Source organism: Bradyrhizobium sp. CCBAU 45394 (genome assembly GCF_028128655.1).
GTDB classification, from domain to species: Bacteria; Pseudomonadota; Alphaproteobacteria; order Rhizobiales; family Xanthobacteraceae; genus Bradyrhizobium; species Bradyrhizobium diazoefficiens.
The window spans coordinates 12,797-32,382 of sequence record NZ_LBIX01000173.1; the positions used below are offsets into that span (position 1 = coordinate 12,797).

The 19,586-nt window shown below is 64.9% G+C and carries 15 protein-coding genes; 8 read left to right on the plus strand and 7 right to left on the minus strand.

Annotation, left to right across the window (positions count from 1 at the left end; genetic code table 11):
* Positions 1 to 64 precede the first annotated feature (64 nt).
* The gene (locus WN73_RS31475; RefSeq protein WP_271556150.1) at positions 65 to 880 is read left to right on the plus strand and encodes an acyl-CoA thioesterase; all 816 of its coding nucleotides are present in this window, start codon (positions 65 to 67) and stop codon (positions 878 to 880) included.
* A 169-nt stretch (positions 881 to 1,049) separates the two neighbouring features.
* On the opposite strand, the gene WN73_RS31480 is transcribed toward WN73_RS31475, so the two are convergent.
* The 3 genes from WN73_RS31480 to WN73_RS31490 all read right to left on the minus strand — a co-directional run bounded on the left by WN73_RS31480 (position 1,050) and on the right by WN73_RS31490 (position 6,359).
* Positions 1,050 to 2,666 carry a phosphoenolpyruvate carboxykinase gene (locus WN73_RS31480; protein ID WP_011090863.1) on the minus strand — a complete coding sequence of 539 codons (1,617 nt, stop codon included), beginning with the start codon at positions 2,664 to 2,666 and terminating at the stop codon, positions 1,050 to 1,052.
* A 284-nt stretch (positions 2,667 to 2,950) separates the two neighbouring features.
* The gene (locus WN73_RS31485; RefSeq protein WP_271556153.1) at positions 2,951 to 5,545 is read right to left on the minus strand and encodes a CHAT domain-containing tetratricopeptide repeat protein; all 2,595 of its coding nucleotides are present in this window, start codon (positions 5,543 to 5,545) and stop codon (positions 2,951 to 2,953) included.
* Between the two features lie 64 nt (positions 5,546 to 5,609).
* Positions 5,610 to 6,359, minus strand: coding sequence for a HugZ family pyridoxamine 5'-phosphate oxidase (locus tag WN73_RS31490; protein WP_271556154.1), 750 nt, complete (start codon positions 6,357 to 6,359; stop codon positions 5,610 to 5,612).
* Positions 6,360 to 6,600: 241 nt separating this feature from the next.
* Between WN73_RS31490 and WN73_RS31495 the strand changes: the two genes are divergently transcribed.
* From WN73_RS31495 to WN73_RS31515, 5 genes are all read left to right on the plus strand, one after another.
* Entirely contained in the window at positions 6,601 to 7,302 is a 702-nt protein-coding gene (locus tag WN73_RS31495) for a response regulator transcription factor (protein ID WP_008542552.1), read from the plus strand.
* 117 nt (positions 7,303 to 7,419) lie between these two features.
* A complete protein-coding gene (locus WN73_RS31500) occupies positions 7,420 to 9,225 on the plus strand; it encodes a sensor histidine kinase (RefSeq protein WP_028175918.1) in 1,806 nt (601 codons plus the stop codon).
* Positions 9,222 to 9,746: an HPr kinase/phosphorylase gene (locus WN73_RS31505; RefSeq protein WP_011090867.1), complete on the plus strand. Its 525-nt coding sequence runs from the start codon at positions 9,222 to 9,224 to the stop codon at positions 9,744 to 9,746. Before WN73_RS31500 ends, WN73_RS31505 begins: the two co-directional genes overlap by 4 nt.
* Positions 9,747 to 9,879: 133 nt before the next feature.
* Complete coding sequence (locus WN73_RS31510) at positions 9,880 to 10,281, plus strand: PTS sugar transporter subunit IIA (protein ID WP_011090868.1); 402 nt, start codon at positions 9,880 to 9,882, stop codon at positions 10,279 to 10,281.
* On the plus strand, positions 10,278 to 10,595 hold the full coding sequence (locus WN73_RS31515; protein ID WP_011090869.1) for an HPr family phosphocarrier protein: 318 nt from the start codon (positions 10,278 to 10,280) through the stop codon (positions 10,593 to 10,595). Before WN73_RS31510 ends, WN73_RS31515 begins: the two co-directional genes overlap by 4 nt.
* Before the next feature lie 128 nt (positions 10,596 to 10,723).
* Here the strand turns inward: WN73_RS31515 and WN73_RS31520 are convergent, their stop codons facing one another.
* Positions 10,724 to 12,349: a glycosyltransferase family 39 protein gene (locus WN73_RS31520; protein ID WP_028175919.1), complete on the minus strand. Its 1,626-nt coding sequence runs from the start codon at positions 12,347 to 12,349 to the stop codon at positions 10,724 to 10,726.
* A gap of 114 nt (positions 12,350 to 12,463) precedes the next feature.
* Here WN73_RS31520 and lepA point away from each other — a divergent pair, with 114 nt between their 5' ends.
* Together lepA and WN73_RS31530 are read left to right on the plus strand one after the other, a co-directional pair.
* Positions 12,464 to 14,275: a translation elongation factor 4 gene (gene lepA / locus WN73_RS31525; RefSeq protein ID WP_028175920.1), complete on the plus strand. Its 1,812-nt coding sequence runs from the start codon at positions 12,464 to 12,466 to the stop codon at positions 14,273 to 14,275.
* A gap of 330 nt (positions 14,276 to 14,605) precedes the next feature.
* Positions 14,606 to 16,468 carry a caspase family protein gene (locus WN73_RS31530; protein ID WP_028175921.1) on the plus strand — a complete coding sequence of 621 codons (1,863 nt, stop codon included), beginning with the start codon at positions 14,606 to 14,608 and terminating at the stop codon, positions 16,466 to 16,468.
* A gap of 337 nt (positions 16,469 to 16,805) precedes the next feature.
* On the opposite strand, the gene WN73_RS31535 is transcribed toward WN73_RS31530, so the two are convergent.
* The 3 genes from WN73_RS31535 to WN73_RS31545 form a co-directional block, all read right to left on the minus strand.
* Positions 16,806 to 17,222: an SRPBCC family protein gene (locus WN73_RS31535; RefSeq protein ID WP_271556158.1), complete on the minus strand. Its 417-nt coding sequence runs from the start codon at positions 17,220 to 17,222 to the stop codon at positions 16,806 to 16,808.
* Between the two features lie 182 nt (positions 17,223 to 17,404).
* A complete protein-coding gene (locus WN73_RS31540; protein WP_271556160.1) occupies positions 17,405 to 18,658 on the minus strand; it encodes a serine hydrolase domain-containing protein in 1,254 nt (417 codons plus the stop codon).
* 197 nt (positions 18,659 to 18,855) lie between these two features.
* Entirely contained in the window at positions 18,856 to 19,545 is a 690-nt protein-coding gene (locus tag WN73_RS31545) for an aspartate/glutamate racemase family protein (protein ID WP_271556162.1), read from the minus strand.
* Positions 19,546 to 19,586 lie beyond the last annotated feature (41 nt).

Sequence of the window (19,586 nt, forward strand, 5' to 3'; positions counted from 1 at the left end):
CCGGAATCTCGAGATTCCGGGTTCGATGCTTCGCATCGCCCCGGAATGACAGACGGAAACACCCATGCACGCCAAGCTCCCGCACCCGTTCGACGACGCCACCCGCATCACCGCCGGTGACAGCAGCTGGCAGGGGCACACCAGCGACGATTACTGGGCCTTTGTCGGTCCGTTCGGCGGCGCCACCGCCGCGACCATTTTACGCGCATTGATCGAGCATCCCCAGCGCGCCGGCGATCCACTCGCCGTCACCGTCAATTACTGCGCCCCGATCGCCAAGGGCCCGTTTGACCTGGATGTGCGGCTGGTAAAGGCCAACCGCTCCAGCCAGCACTGGAGCGTCGAACTGTCGCAGGGCGGCGGCGAAGTCGCGACGCTCGCCACCGCGGTGTTCGCCGAGCGGCGGCCGTCCTGGGAGCACAGGGTGGCGACGGTCCCGGACGCCACGGCGTTCGAAGCAACGCTGCCGTTCCCGAAGATCTCGGCATCCTGGGCCAACCAATACGAATTCCGCTTCGTCGAGGGCGAGATGCGGATCGGCCCGCCGCAGGCCGAGCTTGCCAGCACCTATTCGAAAATCTGGATCAGCGACCGCACCCCGCGCAGGCTCGACATGCTGTCGCTGATGTCGATGTCGGACGCCTTCTTCGGCCGCATCTTCCACGCGCGGCGCGAGCTGGTGCCGTTCGGCACGGTGTCGCTGACGACCTACTTTCATACCGACAGCGAGGAGCTCGCAGCCGAGGACATCACCCGCGTGCTGGCGACGGCCGATTCGAAGATCATGCACAAGAGCTACGCCGACCAGAACGCCGAGCTGTGGTCCCCGAACGAAAGGCTGCTCGCGACGACGACGCAGATCGCGTATTTCAAGGCTTGAGCTGCCTCCACGTCATTGCGAGAAGCGTAGCGACGAAGCAATCCAGACTGTCTCCGCGGAGGGATTTCTCGATTGCTTCGCTGCGCTCGCAATGACGGTGGAGATATCTCGCCACAAACAAAAAGGGCGGCCTCGCGGCCGCCCTTTTGCATTCTCAAATGATGCGACCTTACTCCGCCGCGAGCTTCACGTCCGGCGCGGCCGCGCGCACCTCGGCGTCGACCTGGGCTTCGAACTTGGCAAAGTTCTTCTGGAACATGCCGACCAGCGCGCGGGCGGTCTTGTCGAACTCGTCCTTGTCCTTCCAGGTGTTGACCGGGTTGAGGATTTCGCTCGGCACGCCCGGCAGCGCGGTCGGAACCGCGAAGCCGAAATATTTGTCGGTGCGGAATTCGACGTTGCGAAGCGAACCGTCGAGCGCCGCGGTGAGCAGCGCGCGCGTCACCTTGATCGGCATGCGCGAGCCCGTGCCATACTTGCCGCCGGTCCAGCCGGTGTTGACCAGCCAGCAGTCGACATTGTGCTGGGCGATCAGGTCGCGCAGCATGTTGCCGTAGACGGATGGATCGAGCGGCAGGAAGGGCGAGCCGAAGCAGGTCGAGAACTCCGGCTGCGGCTCGTTGCCGAGACCGCGCTCGGTGCCCGCGACCTTGGCGGTGTAGCCGGAGAGGAAGTGATACATCGCCTGCGCCGGCGACAGCTTTGCGATCGGCGGCAGCACGCCGAAGGCGTCGGCGGCGAGCATCACCACGTTCTTCGGCTGCGGCGCGCGGCCGGTGCGCGAAGCGTTCGGGATGAAGTCGAGCGGATAGGCCGACCGGGTGTTCTCGGTCTTGGAGCCGTCGTCGAAGTCCACCACGCGGGTGTCCTCGTCCAGCACGCAGTTCTCGAGCACCGCGCCGAAGCGCGTGCTTGCGGCATAAATCTGCGGCTCGGCTTCCTGCGAAAGCTTGATGCACTTGGCATAGCAGCCGCCTTCGAAATTGAAGACGCCGTTCGGGCCCCAGCCGTGCTCGTCGTCACCGATCAGGGTGCGGTTCGGGTCGGCCGACAGCGTGGTCTTGCCGGTGCCGGAGAGGCCGAAGAAGATCGCGGCATCGTCCTTGGCGCCGACATTGGCCGAGCAGTGCATCGGCATCACGCCGCGCTCGGGCAGATAGTAGTTCAGCGTGGTGAAGACCGACTTCTTCATCTCGCCGGCATAGTAGGAGCCGCCGATCAGCACGATCTTGCGGGCGAAGTCGATCGCGACGACGTTCTCCGACTTGCAGCCGTGGCGCTTCGGATCGGCGCGGAAGCTCGGCATGTCGATGATGGTGAGCTCGGGCGTGAAGGTCGACAGCTCGATCGCCTCGGGGCGGATCAGCAGCGTGCGGATGAACAGCGAATGCCAGGCGAGCTCGGTGAACACGCGGGTCTTGATCCGGTAGGCCGGATCGGCGCCGCCGTAGAGGTCCTGCGCGAACAGGCTCTTGCCTTCGGCGTGCTTGAGGAAGTCCTGATAGAGCGTCTCGAACTGCTCCGCGGTGATCGACTGGTTGCCGGCCCACCACATCTTCTTGTCGGTGGTGGCGTCACGCACCGTGAACTTGTCCTTGGGGCTGCGGCCCGTGAACTCGCCGGTGTCGGCGCACAGCGCACCGTCGGCAGACAGCACCGCCTCGCCCGCGGAGAGCGAGTATTGATAGAGTTGCGGCGCGCCGAGGTTCCAGTGAACCTGTTTGAGATTCTTTAAGCCGAATTTGTCGGCGCCGAAGGCACCGTTGCGCACGCCCGTCTCTTGCACGAAAAAATCCTCCTAGAACCCGCGACACATAGCGCGACCAAGCTTTGGCGCCATCGCAGTCACCGTGAATAATAGGCCATCCGGCCTAGGTTGGGCGACCTAATACTGATGAACGCTGGCGTTGCCAAGCCGATCCCGCAGGATTTGGTTTATTCAAGGACCGCGCCAAACGTCGCGCATGTCTGCTCTGAGCAGGTGCATCAAAAAATCACGAATGATCGCGCAACCAAATGCGCGTTTCGACGTTATCGGGGGTTATTGCGACGCACAATTCCCTGGGCGGTCTATCGTACGTCTCCCTCGCCGATCAGTGCGAACGGTCCCCACATCGCAGGATAGGCGTTGCGCGGCGACGAGGCGTCGTCGAGATACGTCAACATGGCGCGGCGCAATGCTTGGGCACGACCGATTCTTGGTTCGTTTTTGAGCAGAGCGAATGTCGACGTGGTCAAGCGGGTGGCAGCTTCCGAATCCACTGCCCAATGCGAGACCAGGAGCGCGCGGGCACCGGCATAGAAGAACGAGCGCGCCAATCCCGACAGGGCCTCTGCGCCGGGCTTGTCGCCCGCGATAGTGTTGCAGGCCGACAGCACAACCCAATCCGCGTTGAGCTTGAGCTGGGCGACTTCGCTCGCGGTGAGAAGACCGTCGTCGAGCTCGGAGGGCTGATCGGGAATGGAGAGCGCAAGCGAAGGCTCGCCCAGTCCCTTGACGTCGCCCGCAACGAGTCCGTGGGTGGCAAAGTAGATGATGCTGTATTGAGCAAGCGCTGCACGCTTGAGCGTCGTTTCGCTGGCATCGCGGCCGAGATGGATATCGACATCGCCTGCGCCGACATCCCTGGCCACCGCGTTCAGTTCGTCGGCAGTGTCAGGCAGCTGCGGCAGCGCTTGCGCAAGCCGCGCACGATCGACGCCGGCGCCGCGCCAGAAGTCGGTATAGGCAATCGTCGCGATGCTGCGCGCGGCGACCTTGCCGCTCGCGGCGCGACGATCGGCCGGCCCTTCGGCTGCAGGGTTGAACACGGGATCGCCAAAGCCGGTCATTGGCTTGACGCCCTGATCCTTGCGCGCAAAGGCCCGCAGCGATTTCAGGCTGATCACCGACGGCAGCACCGAGACGGCCTGACGCCGCAACAGCCAGGCGGCGTTGCGATAGCCTTCGAGCTTGTCCGGGATCGCAGCTTGCGGCTTCTCGGTGACGAGCAGATGAAACGGCAGTGCGGTCAGTGCGGCCGAGGGCACCACCAGCAGGCTGCGCTTGTCTTTCGTCAGCGCTTCGACCGGGCCGAGCAGCGCGACATAGAGCTCATTGGCGAGCGCGAGGTCAAACAGGCCGGATTTGCCGGACGCATCGTGTGCCTTGCCGACGTCGAGCCCCTTGCGGAACGCAGACACTTTCTGCGCCAGCGCGTCCGCGCCGAGCGGAATCTCCTTCCAGTCGACGCCCTCGCGCGTGATCGCGATGACATAGCCCTGCTTGTCCACGACGGAATAGATCGTCATCGCCTCGTCGGCCGACAGCAACGGCTGGATGTCGTTCACACCGAGCGGCAGCGGATTGGACAGCGAGGCATAGTCGGGAAACTCGACGGCGAGTGTCTTCTGCAGGCCGGCGCGCTCGCTCGCGATCGCCGCGATCCGCGCGCGGCTGCGCTGCTCGGCCGCGACGTCGCGTTGCGCGGCTTGCTTGGACACCGCCGTAATGATCGCCTTGTCGAGCGCCTCGGCCTCGGCCGAGAGATCCTGCTCCTTGCGCACGAGCTCGGCGAGCCGGTCGCTGCCGGCCGCAAGCCGCACCGCGAGCTTGTTCACGGCGGACGCGGCGGACGATTGCGTGCCGCGCTGGATCGCGGCCAGCGCTTCGTCGAGGGCCTTGTCGTCGGAGAGGAGATGCTGCTGCCGCGCGGAAAACAGGATCGGCAGCACCACACGCAGCTGCGCGCGGCCGCTGCGAAGCGTCCTTTCCGCCAGCGGCAAGGCATCGGCAGTGCGCCCGGAGACATAAAGGAAATAAGCGAGATTGCTGGTCGAGGTCACGACGTCAGGATGATCCGGCCCAAGCGCGCGCTCGCGGATCGCAAGGGCGCGCCGGTAGAGCGGCTCGGCATCGGCATAACGCTGCTGGTGGTCGTAGAGCCCGGCGAGATTGTTCAGCGAACGCGCGACGTCGGGATGATCCGGACCCAGCACCTTTTCGCGGATCGCGAGCGAGCGCTTGATCGGCGCCTCGGCATCCGCATCGCGGTTGAGGTCGCGATCGACCTGACCGATGTTGTTCAGAACCGTGGCGACCGCGGGATGCTCGGGCCCGGCGGCCTTCTGATAGATCGCGAGCGCTCGCTGGAACAGCGGCTCGGCGTCCGCAAAATGCTCCTGCTTCACGTAGAGCGTGGCGAGATTGTTGAGGGCCTGGCCGACATCGGGATGCTCGCGCGACAGCGCCTTTTCGCGAATCGCCAGCGCACGCTTGAACAGCGGCTCGGCTTCAGTGAAGCGGCCCTGCCGCTGATACAGCGCGGCGAGATTGTTCAGCTCGGGCGCGATCAAGGCGGTGTCGAGGCCGAGCGACTTTTCCATCAGCGCGATCGCGCGCTTGTAGATCGGCTCGGCGAGGTCGTCGCGGCCCTGGCCGGCATAGACCTGGCCGAGATTGTTGAGCGCGGCGGAGAGTTCGCGGCCGTCGTTGCCCTTCTCCAGGCTCGCCACCATGGCCTGCGCCAGGGGCAGCGCCTCCGCATATTTGCCGGCCTGGTTGAGCGCGTTGATCCGCGCGCCCTGTGCGGCGAGATCGGCCTTCTGGGCAAGACCGGGGGTGGCAAGCGACGTGGTGATCGCGAGCGCCAGACCCGCGGCCAACGCCAAACGACGATGCGTCATGAACCCTCTCGCTGCCAATCCCGAACCGCTCACGGTGTTGGGTCGCAGCGATCGGCAGCGGCGTTCAATTTTGGCGCGGCTCCTCCGCCTTCGCGCGCGCCTCGCCGGCAAGGCGGACCAGCATCTTGCGCAGCGCCGTGCCGCTGGTCACCCGCTCCGGGAAGTCCAGCCGCAGCGCGGTCTGGCCGTCCTGCATGTCGAGGCCCTCAGGGTCACAGCCGGTGCAGCGCCAGTCGCCGGCGGCGGCGCCGAGCAGCCTGGTGGCGTAGAGGCCCATGGCGTCGCGGTGGTCGGCATTCATGTGCTCCACGGCCCCCTCTTCCGCCGCCATCAGGTCCTCGGCGCCGCTGAGGTCGGTCAGGAACTGCTCCGGCTTGAGGTCGACGATCCGTCCGAAGCCGGCCACCAGATGGGTTCCCGTGGGCCGGATCCTGAAGAACGAGAAGTCCTTAAACGAAACAAAGGCTTCCGCCGACGGGTGCGCATTCAGATACCGCCGTTCGAGAAGATCCTTCTCGGCGCCGGCCTGCTCCGCCAGGCCGGACAACATGATCCGGGCGCCTTCGAGCGGATCGCCGGCGGCGCGCTCATCCAGCATCAAGGAGACCCGGCTATCGGCCAGGATGTTCCTGGTGTGCACGGCCAATGCGGAGATGAGCAGGATCGGCGAGCCATCCGGGTGGCTCGCCAGATTGACCAGGGAACAATAGGGATCGCCGCTGCCCGCCATCAACGTTGCGAGAGCGCCCTGCCGCGACCGCCTGAGCAGCGACTTGGCGAGCTTTCCGGGGTCGAAATCGGGGGTCGGTTGCATGGGCTTTCTCGGCTCAGGTGGTTGCAAGGGGGGTCTTTTTTCGGCTAAACGGGGGTCTGGTTATGGGTCGGGATGCGGCGAATCTGCCGTGTTTCGTGGAACTTGGTCACACTTCAGCCCAGCTTGCATTGCTCGGTGACAAAGTTCGAACGCCAAGTTCGGGACCCATGTATGCGGCGCATCACTGGATTGCTCGCCGTTTCAAGCCACGACCCAAACGGAAAGCAGAAAGCAGAGGCTCATGCCCACAATCGCTTTGGTCGACGACGACCGCAACATTCTCACATCCGTCTCGATCGCGCTGGAAGCCGAAGGCTACCGCATCATGACCTACACCGACGGCGCTTCCGCGCTTGACGGTTTCCGCACCACCCAACCCGACCTCGCCATCCTCGACATCAAGATGCCGCGCATGGACGGCATGGAGACGCTGCGCCGCCTGCGGCAGAAGTCCGACCTGCCGGTGATCTTCCTGACCTCCAAGGACGAAGAGATCGACGAGCTGTTCGGCCTCAAGATGGGCGCCGACGATTTCATTCGCAAACCGTTCTCGCAGCGGCTGCTGGTCGAGCGCGTCAAGGCAGTGCTGCGCCGCTCGGCGCCGAAGGACCCGACCGTAGCGCCGAAGGAGAACGACGCCAAGGCGCTCGACCGCGGTCTTTTGCGCATGGATCCGGAACGCCATACCTGCACCTGGAAGAACGAGCCGGTGACGTTGACCGTCACCGAATTCCTGATCCTGCAGGCGCTCGCGACCCGGCCCGGCGTGGTGAAGAGCCGCAACGCGCTGATGGACGCCGCCTACGACGACCAGGTCTATGTCGACGACCGCACCATCGACAGCCACATCAAGCGGCTGCGCAAGAAGTTCAAGGTGGTCGACAACGAGTTCGAGATGATCGAGACGCTGTACGGCGTCGGCTACCGATTCAAGGAAGCCTGAGGCGGCAGGGCACCTTCGCGAATGTCCGGAGCATTGCCGGTTCTGGTTCCATCGGAACCGGGATGACTCTAGAATGCGGGGACCGTCGCACGAGCTGTCCTAACGCGGGCGTAAGCATTGCTGGACCGAACGCAGCCTGACCCGAACCAGAGCGCCGAGGATATCGCATCCGACGGCGTTCCGGTGCACGTCGCCGAGGACAAGCCGGCGGCGCAGGGCTGGCGGCCGCTGAACTGGCTCAAGCGCGCCGGGCAATTCTTCTTCGCGCTGTCCTTCTCGAGCCTGACCCGCCGCATCGTCTCGCTCAACCTCGCCGGCCTCGTCGCGCTGGTGGCGAGCATCCTCTATCTGTCGCAATTCCGCGCCGGCCTGATCGACGCGCGCGCGCAGAGCCTGCTGGTGCAGGCTGAGATCATCGCCGGTGCGATCGCGGCCTCCGCGACGGTGCAGACCAACGCCATCACGATCGACCCCGACCGGCTGCTCGACCTCAAGCCGGGCGAGACCTATGGCGGGTCGGACGACTATTCGCCGCTGGATTTTCCGATCAATCCGGAGCGCGTCGCGCCGGTGCTGCGCACGCTGATCTCGCCGACCAAGACGCGCGCCCGCATCTACGATCCGAACGGCAGCCTGCTGCTCGACAGCCGCAACCTCGAGAACGTGCTGCGCTTCCCCCTGCCGCCGCTGTCCGCCGAGAAGCCCGGCGTGGTCGAGCGCGGCATGGTCGCGGTGCGCACCTGGCTGAACCGCGGCGACCTGCCGCTCTATCGCGAGCTCGGGCCCGAGAACGGCAATGGCTATGCTGAAGTGGGCGACGCGCTCCAGGGCCAGAAGCGCTCGATGGTTCGGGTCAATGCGCGCGGCGAGGTGATCGTCTCGGTCGCGGTCCCCGTGCTGCGCTCGCGCGCCATCCACGGCGCGCTGATGCTGTCCACCCAGGGCGACGACATCGACCAGATGGTCACCGCCGAGCGCCTCGCCATCCTGAAAGTCGGTGGCGTCGCCGCCGCGGTCATGATCATGTTGTCGCTGCTGCTGGCCAGCACGATCGCAGGTCCCGTGCGCCGGCTCGCGGACAGCGCCGAGCGCGTCCGCCGCCGCATCAAGACCCGCGTCGAGATTCCCGACTTCACCCGTCGCCGCGACGAGATCGGCCATCTGTCCGGCGCGCTGCGCGACATGACCAACGCGCTCTACAGCCGCATCGAGGCGATCGAGATGTTCGCCGCCGACGTCGCGCACGAATTGAAGAACCCGCTGACCTCGCTGCGCTCCGCGGTCGAGACGCTGCCGCTGGCGCGCAACGAGAACAGCCGCGCCCGCCTGCTCGAGGTGATCGAGCACGACGTCAAGCGGCTCGACCGCCTGATCTCTGATATCTCCGACGCCAGCCGGCTCGATGCCGAATTGCAGCGGCAGGACGCGATTCCGGTCGATCTGCGCCGCCTGCTCGGCACGCTGGTCTCGGTCGCCAACGAAACCAAGCTCGGCCACGACGTCGCGGTCGAGGCGCGCTTCGAGGGGCGCGGGCCGACCGACACGTTCGCCGTGACCGGCCACGATTCACGGCTCGGGCAGGTGGTCTCGAACCTGCTCTCCAACGCGCAATCCTTCTCGGAGGCCGGCAGCAAGGTGCGCCTCACCTGCCGCCGCGTGCGCGGTGAAATCGAGATCGTGGTCGACGACGACGGCCCCGGCATCCGCGATGACGCGCTGGAGCGCATCTTCGAGCGCTTCTACACCGACCGTCCGCATCAGGGCTTTGGCCAGAACTCCGGCCTCGGGCTCTCGATCTCCAAGCAGATCGTCGACGCGCATGGCGGGCGCATCTGGGCGGAGAACCGCCCCGGCCCAGCGGACGAGGACGGCGCGCCGACGGTTGCCGGCGCGCGCTTCGTGGTGAGGCTGCCCGCGCTATGAGCGACGGCGGGCCCAGCGTGCACGCCTCCGCGGTCAAGGTCGGGAATCTGGCAGTGCTGATCCGCGGACCGTCGGGCTCCGGCAAGTCGCGCCTTGCCTTCGATTTGATCATGGCGGGGCGCGCCGGCGTGGTCGAAAGGGCCGTTCTGGTCGGTGATGACCGTGTCCATCTGGCGACAGTCGGCGACGAAATTGAAGTCCGCCCCGCGCCGCCGCTCGCCGGCCTGATCGAGATCCGGGGCCTCGGAATCCGCCGCTGCGACTTCGTGGAGCATGCGACCGTCGGCCTCGTGGTCGATCTGGCCGCCGCGGACGCGGAACGCCTGCCGCCGGCCGAATCCCTGAAAACAAGCATTTTAGGTGTCGAAATACCGCGAATCCCTGTTAGCCGCGATTATTCGCCCCTCCCACTGGTTGTTGCGGCCTTGACCACTACCAAGAGTTCATCTTCCGTTAATCCCTCAGGCGATTGTTTGAAGGGAAATGGTAACCATATGAACCCCACTATCGCGACCGAATAGACCGGCGCAGCTCCCCTCATCCATCCGTCTAAGTTCAGGGAGATACGCAACATCCCCTCTTGCGCAGGGGCTCTGGATGGTCAAAGTGGCGCGTTCGTGCGGTGCACCAAAAGCGCCCGCGAGGAGTTTTCCGATGATTGGTCTAGTACTTGTGACCCACGGGCGCCTTGCCGACGAATTCAAGGCAGCGCTTGAACATGTCATGGGCCCACAAAAGCAAATCGAAGCGATTACGATCGGCGCTGAAGATGATTCCGATCTGTGCCGAAGCGACATCATCGAGGCGGTTAACCGCGTCGATTCCGGCGACGGCGTTGCGATCCTCACCGACATGTTCGGCGGCACGCCATCCAACCTGGCAATATCCTGTATGAGCCGGCCGAAGGTCGAGGTGCTCGCGGGCATCAACCTTCCGATGCTGGTGAAGCTCGCCAAGGTGCGTGAGGAACGCGCGCTGCCCGACGCGATCGCGATGGCCCAGGAAGCGGGTCGCAAATACGTCACCATCGCCAGCCGCGTGCTCGCCGGCAAATGAGCGACGACGCGCCGCAAGCCGGGTCGGGCGTGCCCGCGGGCGCGATCTCCAAGGAGCTCCTCATCATCAACAAGCGCGGCCTGCACGCCCGCGCCTCGGCGAAATTCGTCCAGGCGGTCGAGCGCTTCAACGCGCAAGTGTGGGTGACGCGCGGCGGCGAGACCGTCGGCGGCACCTCGATCATGGGTCTGATGATGCTCGCTGCGGGACCCGGCACGACGATCACGGTCGCTGCGGCCGGTGCGGATGCCGATGCCGCGCTCGCGGCGATCACGGAGCTCGTTGAAAGCAAGTTCAACGAGGAAGGGATTTAGCGCCCTCCCGCCATGCGCTCAGCGCCGTAGGGTGGGCAAAGGCGCGACGCGCCGTGCCCACCATCTCTCGACAATCGCGACAGAAGTGGTGGGCACGCTTCGCTTTGCCCACCCTACGGCACCTTCGGTCACTTCGCGGGCGGCGCGATGTAGATGTTCCAGCTCATCGACGGGCCGGCCTTGCCATGGGTGAAGCGGCGCGTCGTCATCACGATGCGCTCGGCGTTCGGCGCAGTCTCCGACACCCATTTCTCGAACGCCGGCAGACGGCCGTCGGTCGGATCGAACACGCCGATGAAGCCGTAGGTCTTGACGTCATCGCGCGAGGTCAGCCCGGAATCCCAGGCCTCTAACGGCAGCAATGCGGACGGATGGTCCGGGCTGTAGAACACCAGCGGCTGGATCTGTTCCATCGTGCCGGCAACGACGGCCCAGCGCGAACCGAAGCGGGTGTGCCAGGCCTGGGTCAATTCGCGCGCGAGCTCCGAGCGCGCGCCATAGATCGCCGCGTTGCCGGCATTGGCCGCCATCTCGCGCGCGGCGATCCAGGGCGAGGCGGCAAGCGTCGCAACGCTGAGCACGAGCCAGATCGCGACGATGTTGAACAGGGTCGCGCTCTGCACCCGCAGCGCGGGGATCGCGACCAGCGCCAAGGGCACCAGGAAGAACAGCGAGATGCCCCAATCGGTCTTCATGTAGATGCTGAAAACCAGTGCGCCGAGCGGCGGGCCGACCGCGACGATGATCTGGATGATCCAGACATTCCGCGCCTGCGAGACATTGACACCCGGATTGGCGCCGCGCGCCCAGGCGCGGGTGATAATGCGCGAGGGCGTACGCAGCAGCAGCTTGCGCCACGGCGGCACCCACGCCATGGCGAGCGCGGCCAGCACCACCGGCAGCGCCAGCAGCGCGACATTATGCAGGGCATAGCCGGCCACGAGCTGATGCACGAGACGGCTGTCCTCGAGGCTGTAGGTGTCGCCGGCATAGGTCAGCGGCACGAAATGCACCTCCGCCAGCCAGACGATGTGCGGGATCATCGCCACCACCATCGTCGCGATCGCCACCCACGGCGCCGGCGACAGCAGGAATTTCAAGCGGTCGGGGTGGATCAGCGCGGCAAGGCCGATGGCGCCGATCATGGTCAGCACCCAGTACTTGGTCATCAGTGCCAGCGCGCCGGCGAGCCCGAACCAGATCCCGGACTGCCAGCTCCGCTTCTCGAAGGCGTTGAGATAGGCGAGCACCAGCAGCGGCAGCGTGACGAGCTGGAGCAGGTCCGGGTTGTACTTGAAGCCCTTGAAATTGAAGATCGGGTAGAGCGCGACCATCACCACGACCAGGAACGCACGCCGTGCATCCACGACGCGCAAGCTCAGCAACCAGCAGATCACCATGCCGATGCCGACGATCGCCATTGCCAGCGCATAGGTCGCCCAGTCCGCCGCCGGGAACACCTTGAACCAGAGGCCGGCGACCCAGCCCGACAACGGCGGGTGCTTGCCGTAGCCCCACAGGAATTTCTGGCCCCAGCCCCAGGCTTCCGCGACGTCCATGTGAACGTCCTGCGCTGCCTTGAGATTGATCAGGATGAAGGTCCAGAGCACCGCATGCAGGATCGCGAGCTGGATCACCAGCCACAGGCGGGCCTCCGGCCGGACCGCGCTGGCAACCAGCCAGGCCCGGAAGCGGTTGAAACTCACCCGGGTCTTCGCGCGGGCTCGGGCAGATGGGATTGAGGTCGTCGACATCAGCCGTTGCGTAGCGCGTTTTGGCCCGTCGTGGAATCAGCTTGGCGTGAAGAAAGGCCCTGAAAATACAGCAATATGGTTGCCGCACGGGGATGTGAGTGGTATCCCGCGCCCATGACGACCGTCCCCATTTCCAACATCCGCAATTTCTCCATCGTCGCCCATATCGACCATGGCAAATCGACGCTGGCCGACCGCCTGATCCAGATGACCGGCGGCCTCACCGACCGCGAAATGGCGGGCAAGGAGCAGGTGCTCGATTCCATGGATATCGAGCGCGAGCGCGGCATCACCATCAAGGCGCAGACGGTCCGGCTCGCCTACCGCGCCAAGGACGGCAAGGACTACATCTTCAACCTGATGGACACGCCCGGCCATGTCGACTTCGCCTACGAAGTCTCGCGGTCGCTGGCGGCCTGCGAGGGTTCCCTGCTGGTGGTCGACGCCAGCCAGGGCGTCGAAGCGCAGACGCTCGCCAACGTCTACCAGGCGCTCGACAACAATCACGAGATCGTTCCGGTCCTGAACAAGGTCGACCTGCCGGCCGCCGAGCCCGAGAAGGTCAAGCAGCAGATCGAGGACGTCATCGGCATCGACGCCTCGGACGCGGTGATGATCTCGGCCAAGACCGGCCTCGGCGTGCCCGACGTGCTGGAAGCCATCGTCACCCGCCTGCCGCCGCCGAAGGGCGACCGCGATGCGACCTTGAAGGCGCTGCTGGTCGACAGCTGGTACGACGTCTATCTCGGCGTCGTCGTTCTGATCCGCGTCGTCGACGGCGTCATGAAGAAGGGTAGCCGCGTGCGCATGATGGGCACGGGCGCTGCCTACGACGTCGAGCGCGTCGGCTTCTTCACGCCGAAGATGACGCAGGTCGACGAGCTCGGCCCCGGCGAGATCGGCTTCATCACCGCCGCGATCAAGGAAGTCGCCGACACCCGCGTCGGCGACACCATCACCGACGACAGGAAGCCGGTCACGGAAATGCTGCCGGGCTTCAAGCCGGCGATCCCGGTGGTGTTCTGCGGCCTGTTCCCGGTCGACGCCGACGATTTCGAGACGCTGCGCGCCGCGATGGGCAAGCTGCGCCTCAACGACGCCAGCTTCTCCTTCGAGATGGAGACCTCCGCGGCGCTCGGCTTCGGCTTCCGCTGCGGCTTCCTCGGCCTGCTGCACCTCGAGATCATCCAGGAGCGGCTGTCGCGCGAATTCGATCTCAACCTGATCGCGACCGCGCCGAGCGTCATCTACAAGATGAAGCTGACCGACGGCACCGAGCTCGAGATCCACAATCCCGTCGACATGCCCGACGTGGTCAAGATCGAGGAGATCCAGGAGCCCTGGATCGAGGCGACGATCCTCACCCCGGACGAATATCTCGGCAGCGTGCTGAAGCTGTGCCAGGACCGCCGCGGCGCGCAGAAGGAGCTGACCTATGTCGGCGCCCGCGCGATGGTGAAATACGATCTGCCGCTCAACGAAGTGGTGTTCGACTTCTACGATCGCCTCAAATCGGTCTCCAAGGGCTACGCCTCGTTCGACTATCATCTCACCGACTACAAGCCGGCCGACCTCGTCAAGATGCAGATCCTGGTCAATGCCGAGCCGGTCGACGCACTCTCGATGCTGGTCCACCGCACCCGCGCCGAGGGGCGCGGCCGCGCCATGGTCGAGAAGATGAAGGAGTTGATCCCGCCGCACATGTTCCAGATCCCGATCCAGGCGGCGATCGGCGGCAAGGTGATCGCCCGCGAGACCGTCCGCGCGCTGCGCAAGGACGTCACCGCGAAGTGCTACGGCGGCGACATCACGCGCAAGCGCAAGCTTCTGGAGAAGCAGAAGGAAGGCAAGAAGAAGATGCGGCAGTTCGGCAAGGTCGACATCCCGCAGGAAGCCTTCATCGCCGCGCTGAAGGTGGATAGCTGAGGCTGCTGCCCGGACCAGTTCTGACGTAACGAGACTGGTCAGGCCCGGCCATCCGTGGCCGGAAAACAAAAAACGCGAAAACAACCCCATGCACAGTAGCCGGCCCCTTGTCGGCATTGCGCTTTTTCGAATTTTCGATTTTACGAAATCGATTTGACCCGTCGGGCAAAACAGGGGCATGATGGCATCATGGCAGCGGGTGCGACGCGGGCGCCCCTCAGGAGGCACCGGAGGCAACATGCCGAAGGCCTGAGTGACTAACATCACAGATCCAAGACTTGCCTTTCGACAGGCTCTGCATACGCTGCGCACGTGATGTTCGGGGCTGTGATGGGCGCATTTCGCTGGTTTTCATTGCTATTCGTCGTCTGGCTAACCTGCGGTTCGGCGCACGCCGAGCGCCGCGTCGCGCTCGTTATTGGCAATTCGGCCTACAAGAGCGTGCCGAGGCTTGCGAACCCGGTGAATGATGCCGCTCTGGTCGGTGGCATGTTCAAGAAGGCCGGATTCGACAGCGTCGACATCAAGCTCGACCTCACCGTGGTCGATATGCGCAAGGCGCTTCGCGAGTTTGCAGGCAAGGCTCGCGAGGCGGAAGTCGCCGTCATCTATTACGCCGGCCACGGGATCGAGTTGGACGGCAACAACTATCTGATCCCGACCGATGCTGCCCTGGAGACGGACAACGACGTGTTCGACGAGGCGTTTCCGCTCGACCGAGTGTTGTTTGCCATCGAACCGGCCAAACAGCTCCGCCTCGTCATTCTCGACGCCTGCCGCGACAATCCCTTTGCCAAGACAATGAAGCGCACGGTTGCCGCCCGCGCTATCGGACGTGGTCTTGCCAAGGTCGAGCCGACCAGTTCGAACACCATGATCGCCTACGCCGCGAAGGCGGGCTCGACCGCCTCCGATGGCGACTCGAAGAACAGCCCGTTCGCGGCCGCGCTCGTCGAGCGTCTGCCCACACCGGGACTCGACCTGCGCAAGGCCTTCGGCTTCGTGCGCGACGATGTCCTCAAGAACACCGGCTACAAGCAGGAGCCGTATGTCTATGGCTCGCTGGGCGGTGACGACGTCCCCCTGGTCCAGGCCAAGCCGGCAGCCGCATCCGGGCCTCAGGCGAGTCCCGATGACGCCGTCCGTCGGGATTATGAGCTCGCGCTGCAGATCGGCACGAGAGAGGTTTGGACGGCTTTCCTCGCGAAGTATGCCGACGGGTTCTACGCCAGCCTGGCCAAGGGGCAATTGAACCGAATCGCAGCAGAGGAGACGCGCGCCGCCGCCGCCGATAAGGCGCGGCAGGCCGAAGACGAGAAAGCGCGGCTTGCGGCGGAGCGGGCCAGGAAGGCGGAGCAAGATAGGGCGGCGGCAGCCGCCAAGGCCGCCGAAGATGCGCGGATTGCGGCTGAGAAGGCCAAGCAGGTCGAAGAGGCCAAGGCCGCCGCGGCCGAGCAGCGCAGGAAAGAGGCCGAGGCCGCAGCAGCCAAAGCGCTCGCCGACAAAGCCGCTGCCGAGAAGGCTCTTGCGGACAAACAGGCCGCCGACAAAGCCGCTGCCGAGAAAGCCGCCGCAGAGCTGGCGGCGAAAAAGGCTGCCGAGAAGCCGGAAGGCGCGGGTGGCGAACAGAAGGTCGCGGCGCTCGCGCCGCCGTCGGCGCAGCCTGCCATGTCACCCCAGGAGGTCGCGAAATCGGTGCAGTCGGAATTGCGCCGGGTCGGGTGCCTGACTGCGTCGGCTGACGGTGACTGGAATGCGACGTCGCAGCGCTCGCTGACGCTGTTCAACAAGTATGCAGGAACGAAACTCGACGCCAAGCTCGCCAGCTTCGACGCGCTGGACGCCATCAAGGCGAAGCCGGGCCGGGTCTGCCCGCTGGTGTGCGACCATGGCTTCAGGGCCGACGGCGATGCCTGCGTCAAGATCACATGCCGTGCCGGCTCCCGCGTCAATGACGACAACGAATGCGAGAAGATCCCGGAGAGGAAACCCGCGGCCGCGCGGGAGGATGCAAAGGGCCGAGACGAGCAGCGCAAGCAGGTTGAATCGGCACCGACCAAGCCGCAGAGCACCGGCCAGATGGTTTGCAATGCGGCGGGATGCCGCCCAGTACGTCCGGGATGCAAGCTCGGCTATGCAAGGTCCGGGCAGGGCGTGACGGTCGCTGAAGGGACCCGGGAAGTCTGCAATTGAGGCGACGGGGATAGATTTGCGGCGATGAAAGAGATTTCTCCGCTGGATAGCGAGCGCTTCGTTCCGACTCTCGATGATCGGGCGTACGGAAAGCCAGTGTCCGCCTTTCCTAAAGCGGTGACACAGCGCCTCGTCGGCTCTTGGCCATCGCGCCGGCGAGCGCAACGCAGCGGCTTGTCCGGAGCCCGGCGCAAGCCGGAGGTCGCCGGCTGAGGGGTAAACCGACGCGGTTGCCCCCAAGCCGGCTATTCCCCGACTGTTCAGTTCCTGTCAGGTGCTCCGCCCGGAAAGCCGACGACGCCCGTCAGGGACCTCCATCTCGTGCCCCCGCGCGGCTTCACGACGTCTTCTGCTTCGCTTCGACGTATCGCGCGAAGTTGTCGAGGATCGCCTGCCAGCCGCCCTGCTGCTGCTCGACCGAGTGGGTCGGCTCGCTATCGAAGACAACGCGGACGACAATGCCATTCGAGCCCGGCACGAACTCAACCTCGGCCTTGCGATCGCCGAACGCGTATTCGATCCGCTTGTGTTCGACGATCTTGGTGTAGGTGCCGGCGAAGTCAAAGCCCATGCTGCCGTCCTTGGCTTCCATCCGGGACGAGAAGAGGCCGCCTTCTCGCAGGTCGACCGTTGCCTTGGTGGTATGCCAGTCGTCGGACGCCGCGTTCCACTTCACGATGTCGGCAGGCGTCGTATAGGCACGCCAGACCTGGTCGATGGGGGCTGCCACGGTGGTTTCGACGGTGATCCTCATGAATATTGCTCCTGGTTCGATTTTGACGGGTGACGGCATCACTGACGTGTGCGGGGTCCGACCAAGGACGATCGAGACCGGTCCGTGCCGACATGGTCGTGTCGTGAATGTCCAGAAAAAGCAAACCCGTCACACTGAAGGGCGAGCAAATGCGCGGTCATGAGGTCCAAGGCGCTGTCAGATCATTGCCCGAGCTGTTGAAGCACGGCGGACCACAACGCAAGCGGCTCCCTGAGGGCTCCCGGTTCGGACGGCTTCTGGCGAACGGCGGTGTGCACCATGACGAGCTTCGAGGCCGGATCGACCAGGATGACCTGACCGCGGATGCCGAGCAGGGCAAATCTGCGCTGCTCGCCGGGCAGGAGCCACACCTGATAGCCGTAGCCGAAATAGGGCGTGGCCACGCGCGGAGCGAGATGACCGTCGCCTGGCCTGACGGTCGTGGCATCCAGGAGCCATTGCCGGGGGATCAACTGACGACCTTCCCAGGCACCGTCATGCGCGAGCAGCCGGGCGAGGCGCGCATAGTCGCGCAAGGTTGCGTTGAAGCAGCAAAAGGCAATCTCCTGCCCGCTGCCGTCGATCGCCCATGAGGCATCCGCTTCGGTGCCGATGGCATCCCAGATCCGGTCGTGGAGATAGTCGGCAACCGGCGTGCCCGTCGCGGAGCGCAGGACCAGGCCCAAGATCTCGGTTTCCACACTGGCATAGTGCCATCGGGTCCCCGGCGGTGCGGTTCTTGTATTGAATTGTGCGACGACGGCGGCGGGATCTTTCGGCTCTTCAACGAACAGGGCTCGCCCAAGCCGGGCTATGTCATCGTGCCCGTCATAGACCTCGGAGAATTCGACGCCCGACGACATGTTCAGCAGGGCGCGGATGGAGGTGTTTCCATATTCCGTTCCCGCAAGGCCGGAGACGTAGGTCGAGACGGGGTCGTCGATCGACTTGATCCGTCCCTCCGAGACCGCGATCCCGACCAGCATGCCCACCAGCGTCTTGGCCATGGACTGCGAGAGAAAGCGATCGTGGTCGGTCCGCGCATATTGATAGTGCTCGTACAGGATTGTGTCGTCCCTGGCGATCAGGAGTCCCGTCACCGGGTTGCGTTTGAGGTAATCCGCGATGCTCAGCCGTTCCGTACCGAAACTGTAGGCGATCGCTGGCTCCGGCGCGCGCTTGAACTGCCAGGGCGCCGTCGCCCGACCGATCGGGCGCGAGGGATAGATCTCGCCGAAATGGCTGTAGACCCCGACGAGCTTGTCGAGCTGGGTGGTGGTCCCCCGCGTGCCGACCGGATAGCCGGACGCCGCGCCATAGAGCTCGGCATCGGGGCCACTCTCCGAAAAGACAGGTCCCGCCTCGCCGGGAGAGCTTCGGACGTCCTGCGCGCAGGCCAGGGGCGCCCAGAGCGCGGAGGCGAGAATGACAGGCAAGAAAAGCCCCCGGCAACCGCGGGGCTTGCTGAGAGCTCCCCAATTCATCGTACTTGTCTCCTCACACATTTTTGTTTGTGTGCGTTTATGAGAACAACCTCGCAAGGCGCCAATGAGAGGAATGCTATCATTACGGGTAGACGGTGTCAGCATGTGGCCCATCGCCGACGTCGGCCGATGCGCCACCGAGACGTCCATCATCCGATCGCGAAATCAGCCGCTGTCTCGGCGTGGATCGTCGTCGTGTCGAACGTCTCGACCGTCGTGTCGCCCTGCCCGACCAGCATCGTGATCTCGGTGCAGCCGAGGATGATGCACTCGGCACCACGGGCGACCAGCTCCGCCATCACCTCCTGATAGCGGCAACGCGAGGGGGCGGCGACGTTTCCAAGGCACAGCTCGTCGTAGATGATGCGGTTGACGTCGGCCCGCGCCTCGGCGGGAGGAACGAGGACGTCGAGATCATGCGCGCGCAGCCGGTCGATGTAGAAGTCTTCCTCCATCGTGAACTTCGTGCCGAGCAACCCGACGCGCCGGTATCCTCTGGACCGGATGCGCTGTGCCGTTGAGTCGCCGATATGGATGAAGGGAATGGTCAGCTTCGCCACGATCTCGGGCGCCAGCTTGTGCATCGTGTTGGTGCACAATACGATCGCCCGCGCGCCGGCGCTTTCCAGGCGCTGCGCGACCTCGGCGAGGCTGCTTGCGGCCTCCTGCCAGCGGCCGGCGTACTGCATCTCCTTGATCTCCTGAAAATCGTAGGAATACATCAGCAACGGGGCCGAGTGCAGCTTGCCCATGCGGTCGCGGACACGCTCGTTGATCAGCTTGTAATAGAGCGCGGTGCTCTCCCAGCTCATGCCTCCGATCAGGCCAATGGTTCGCATCCCGGCGTCTCCCAAAACTCGCTCGATGGATCGTAGACGAA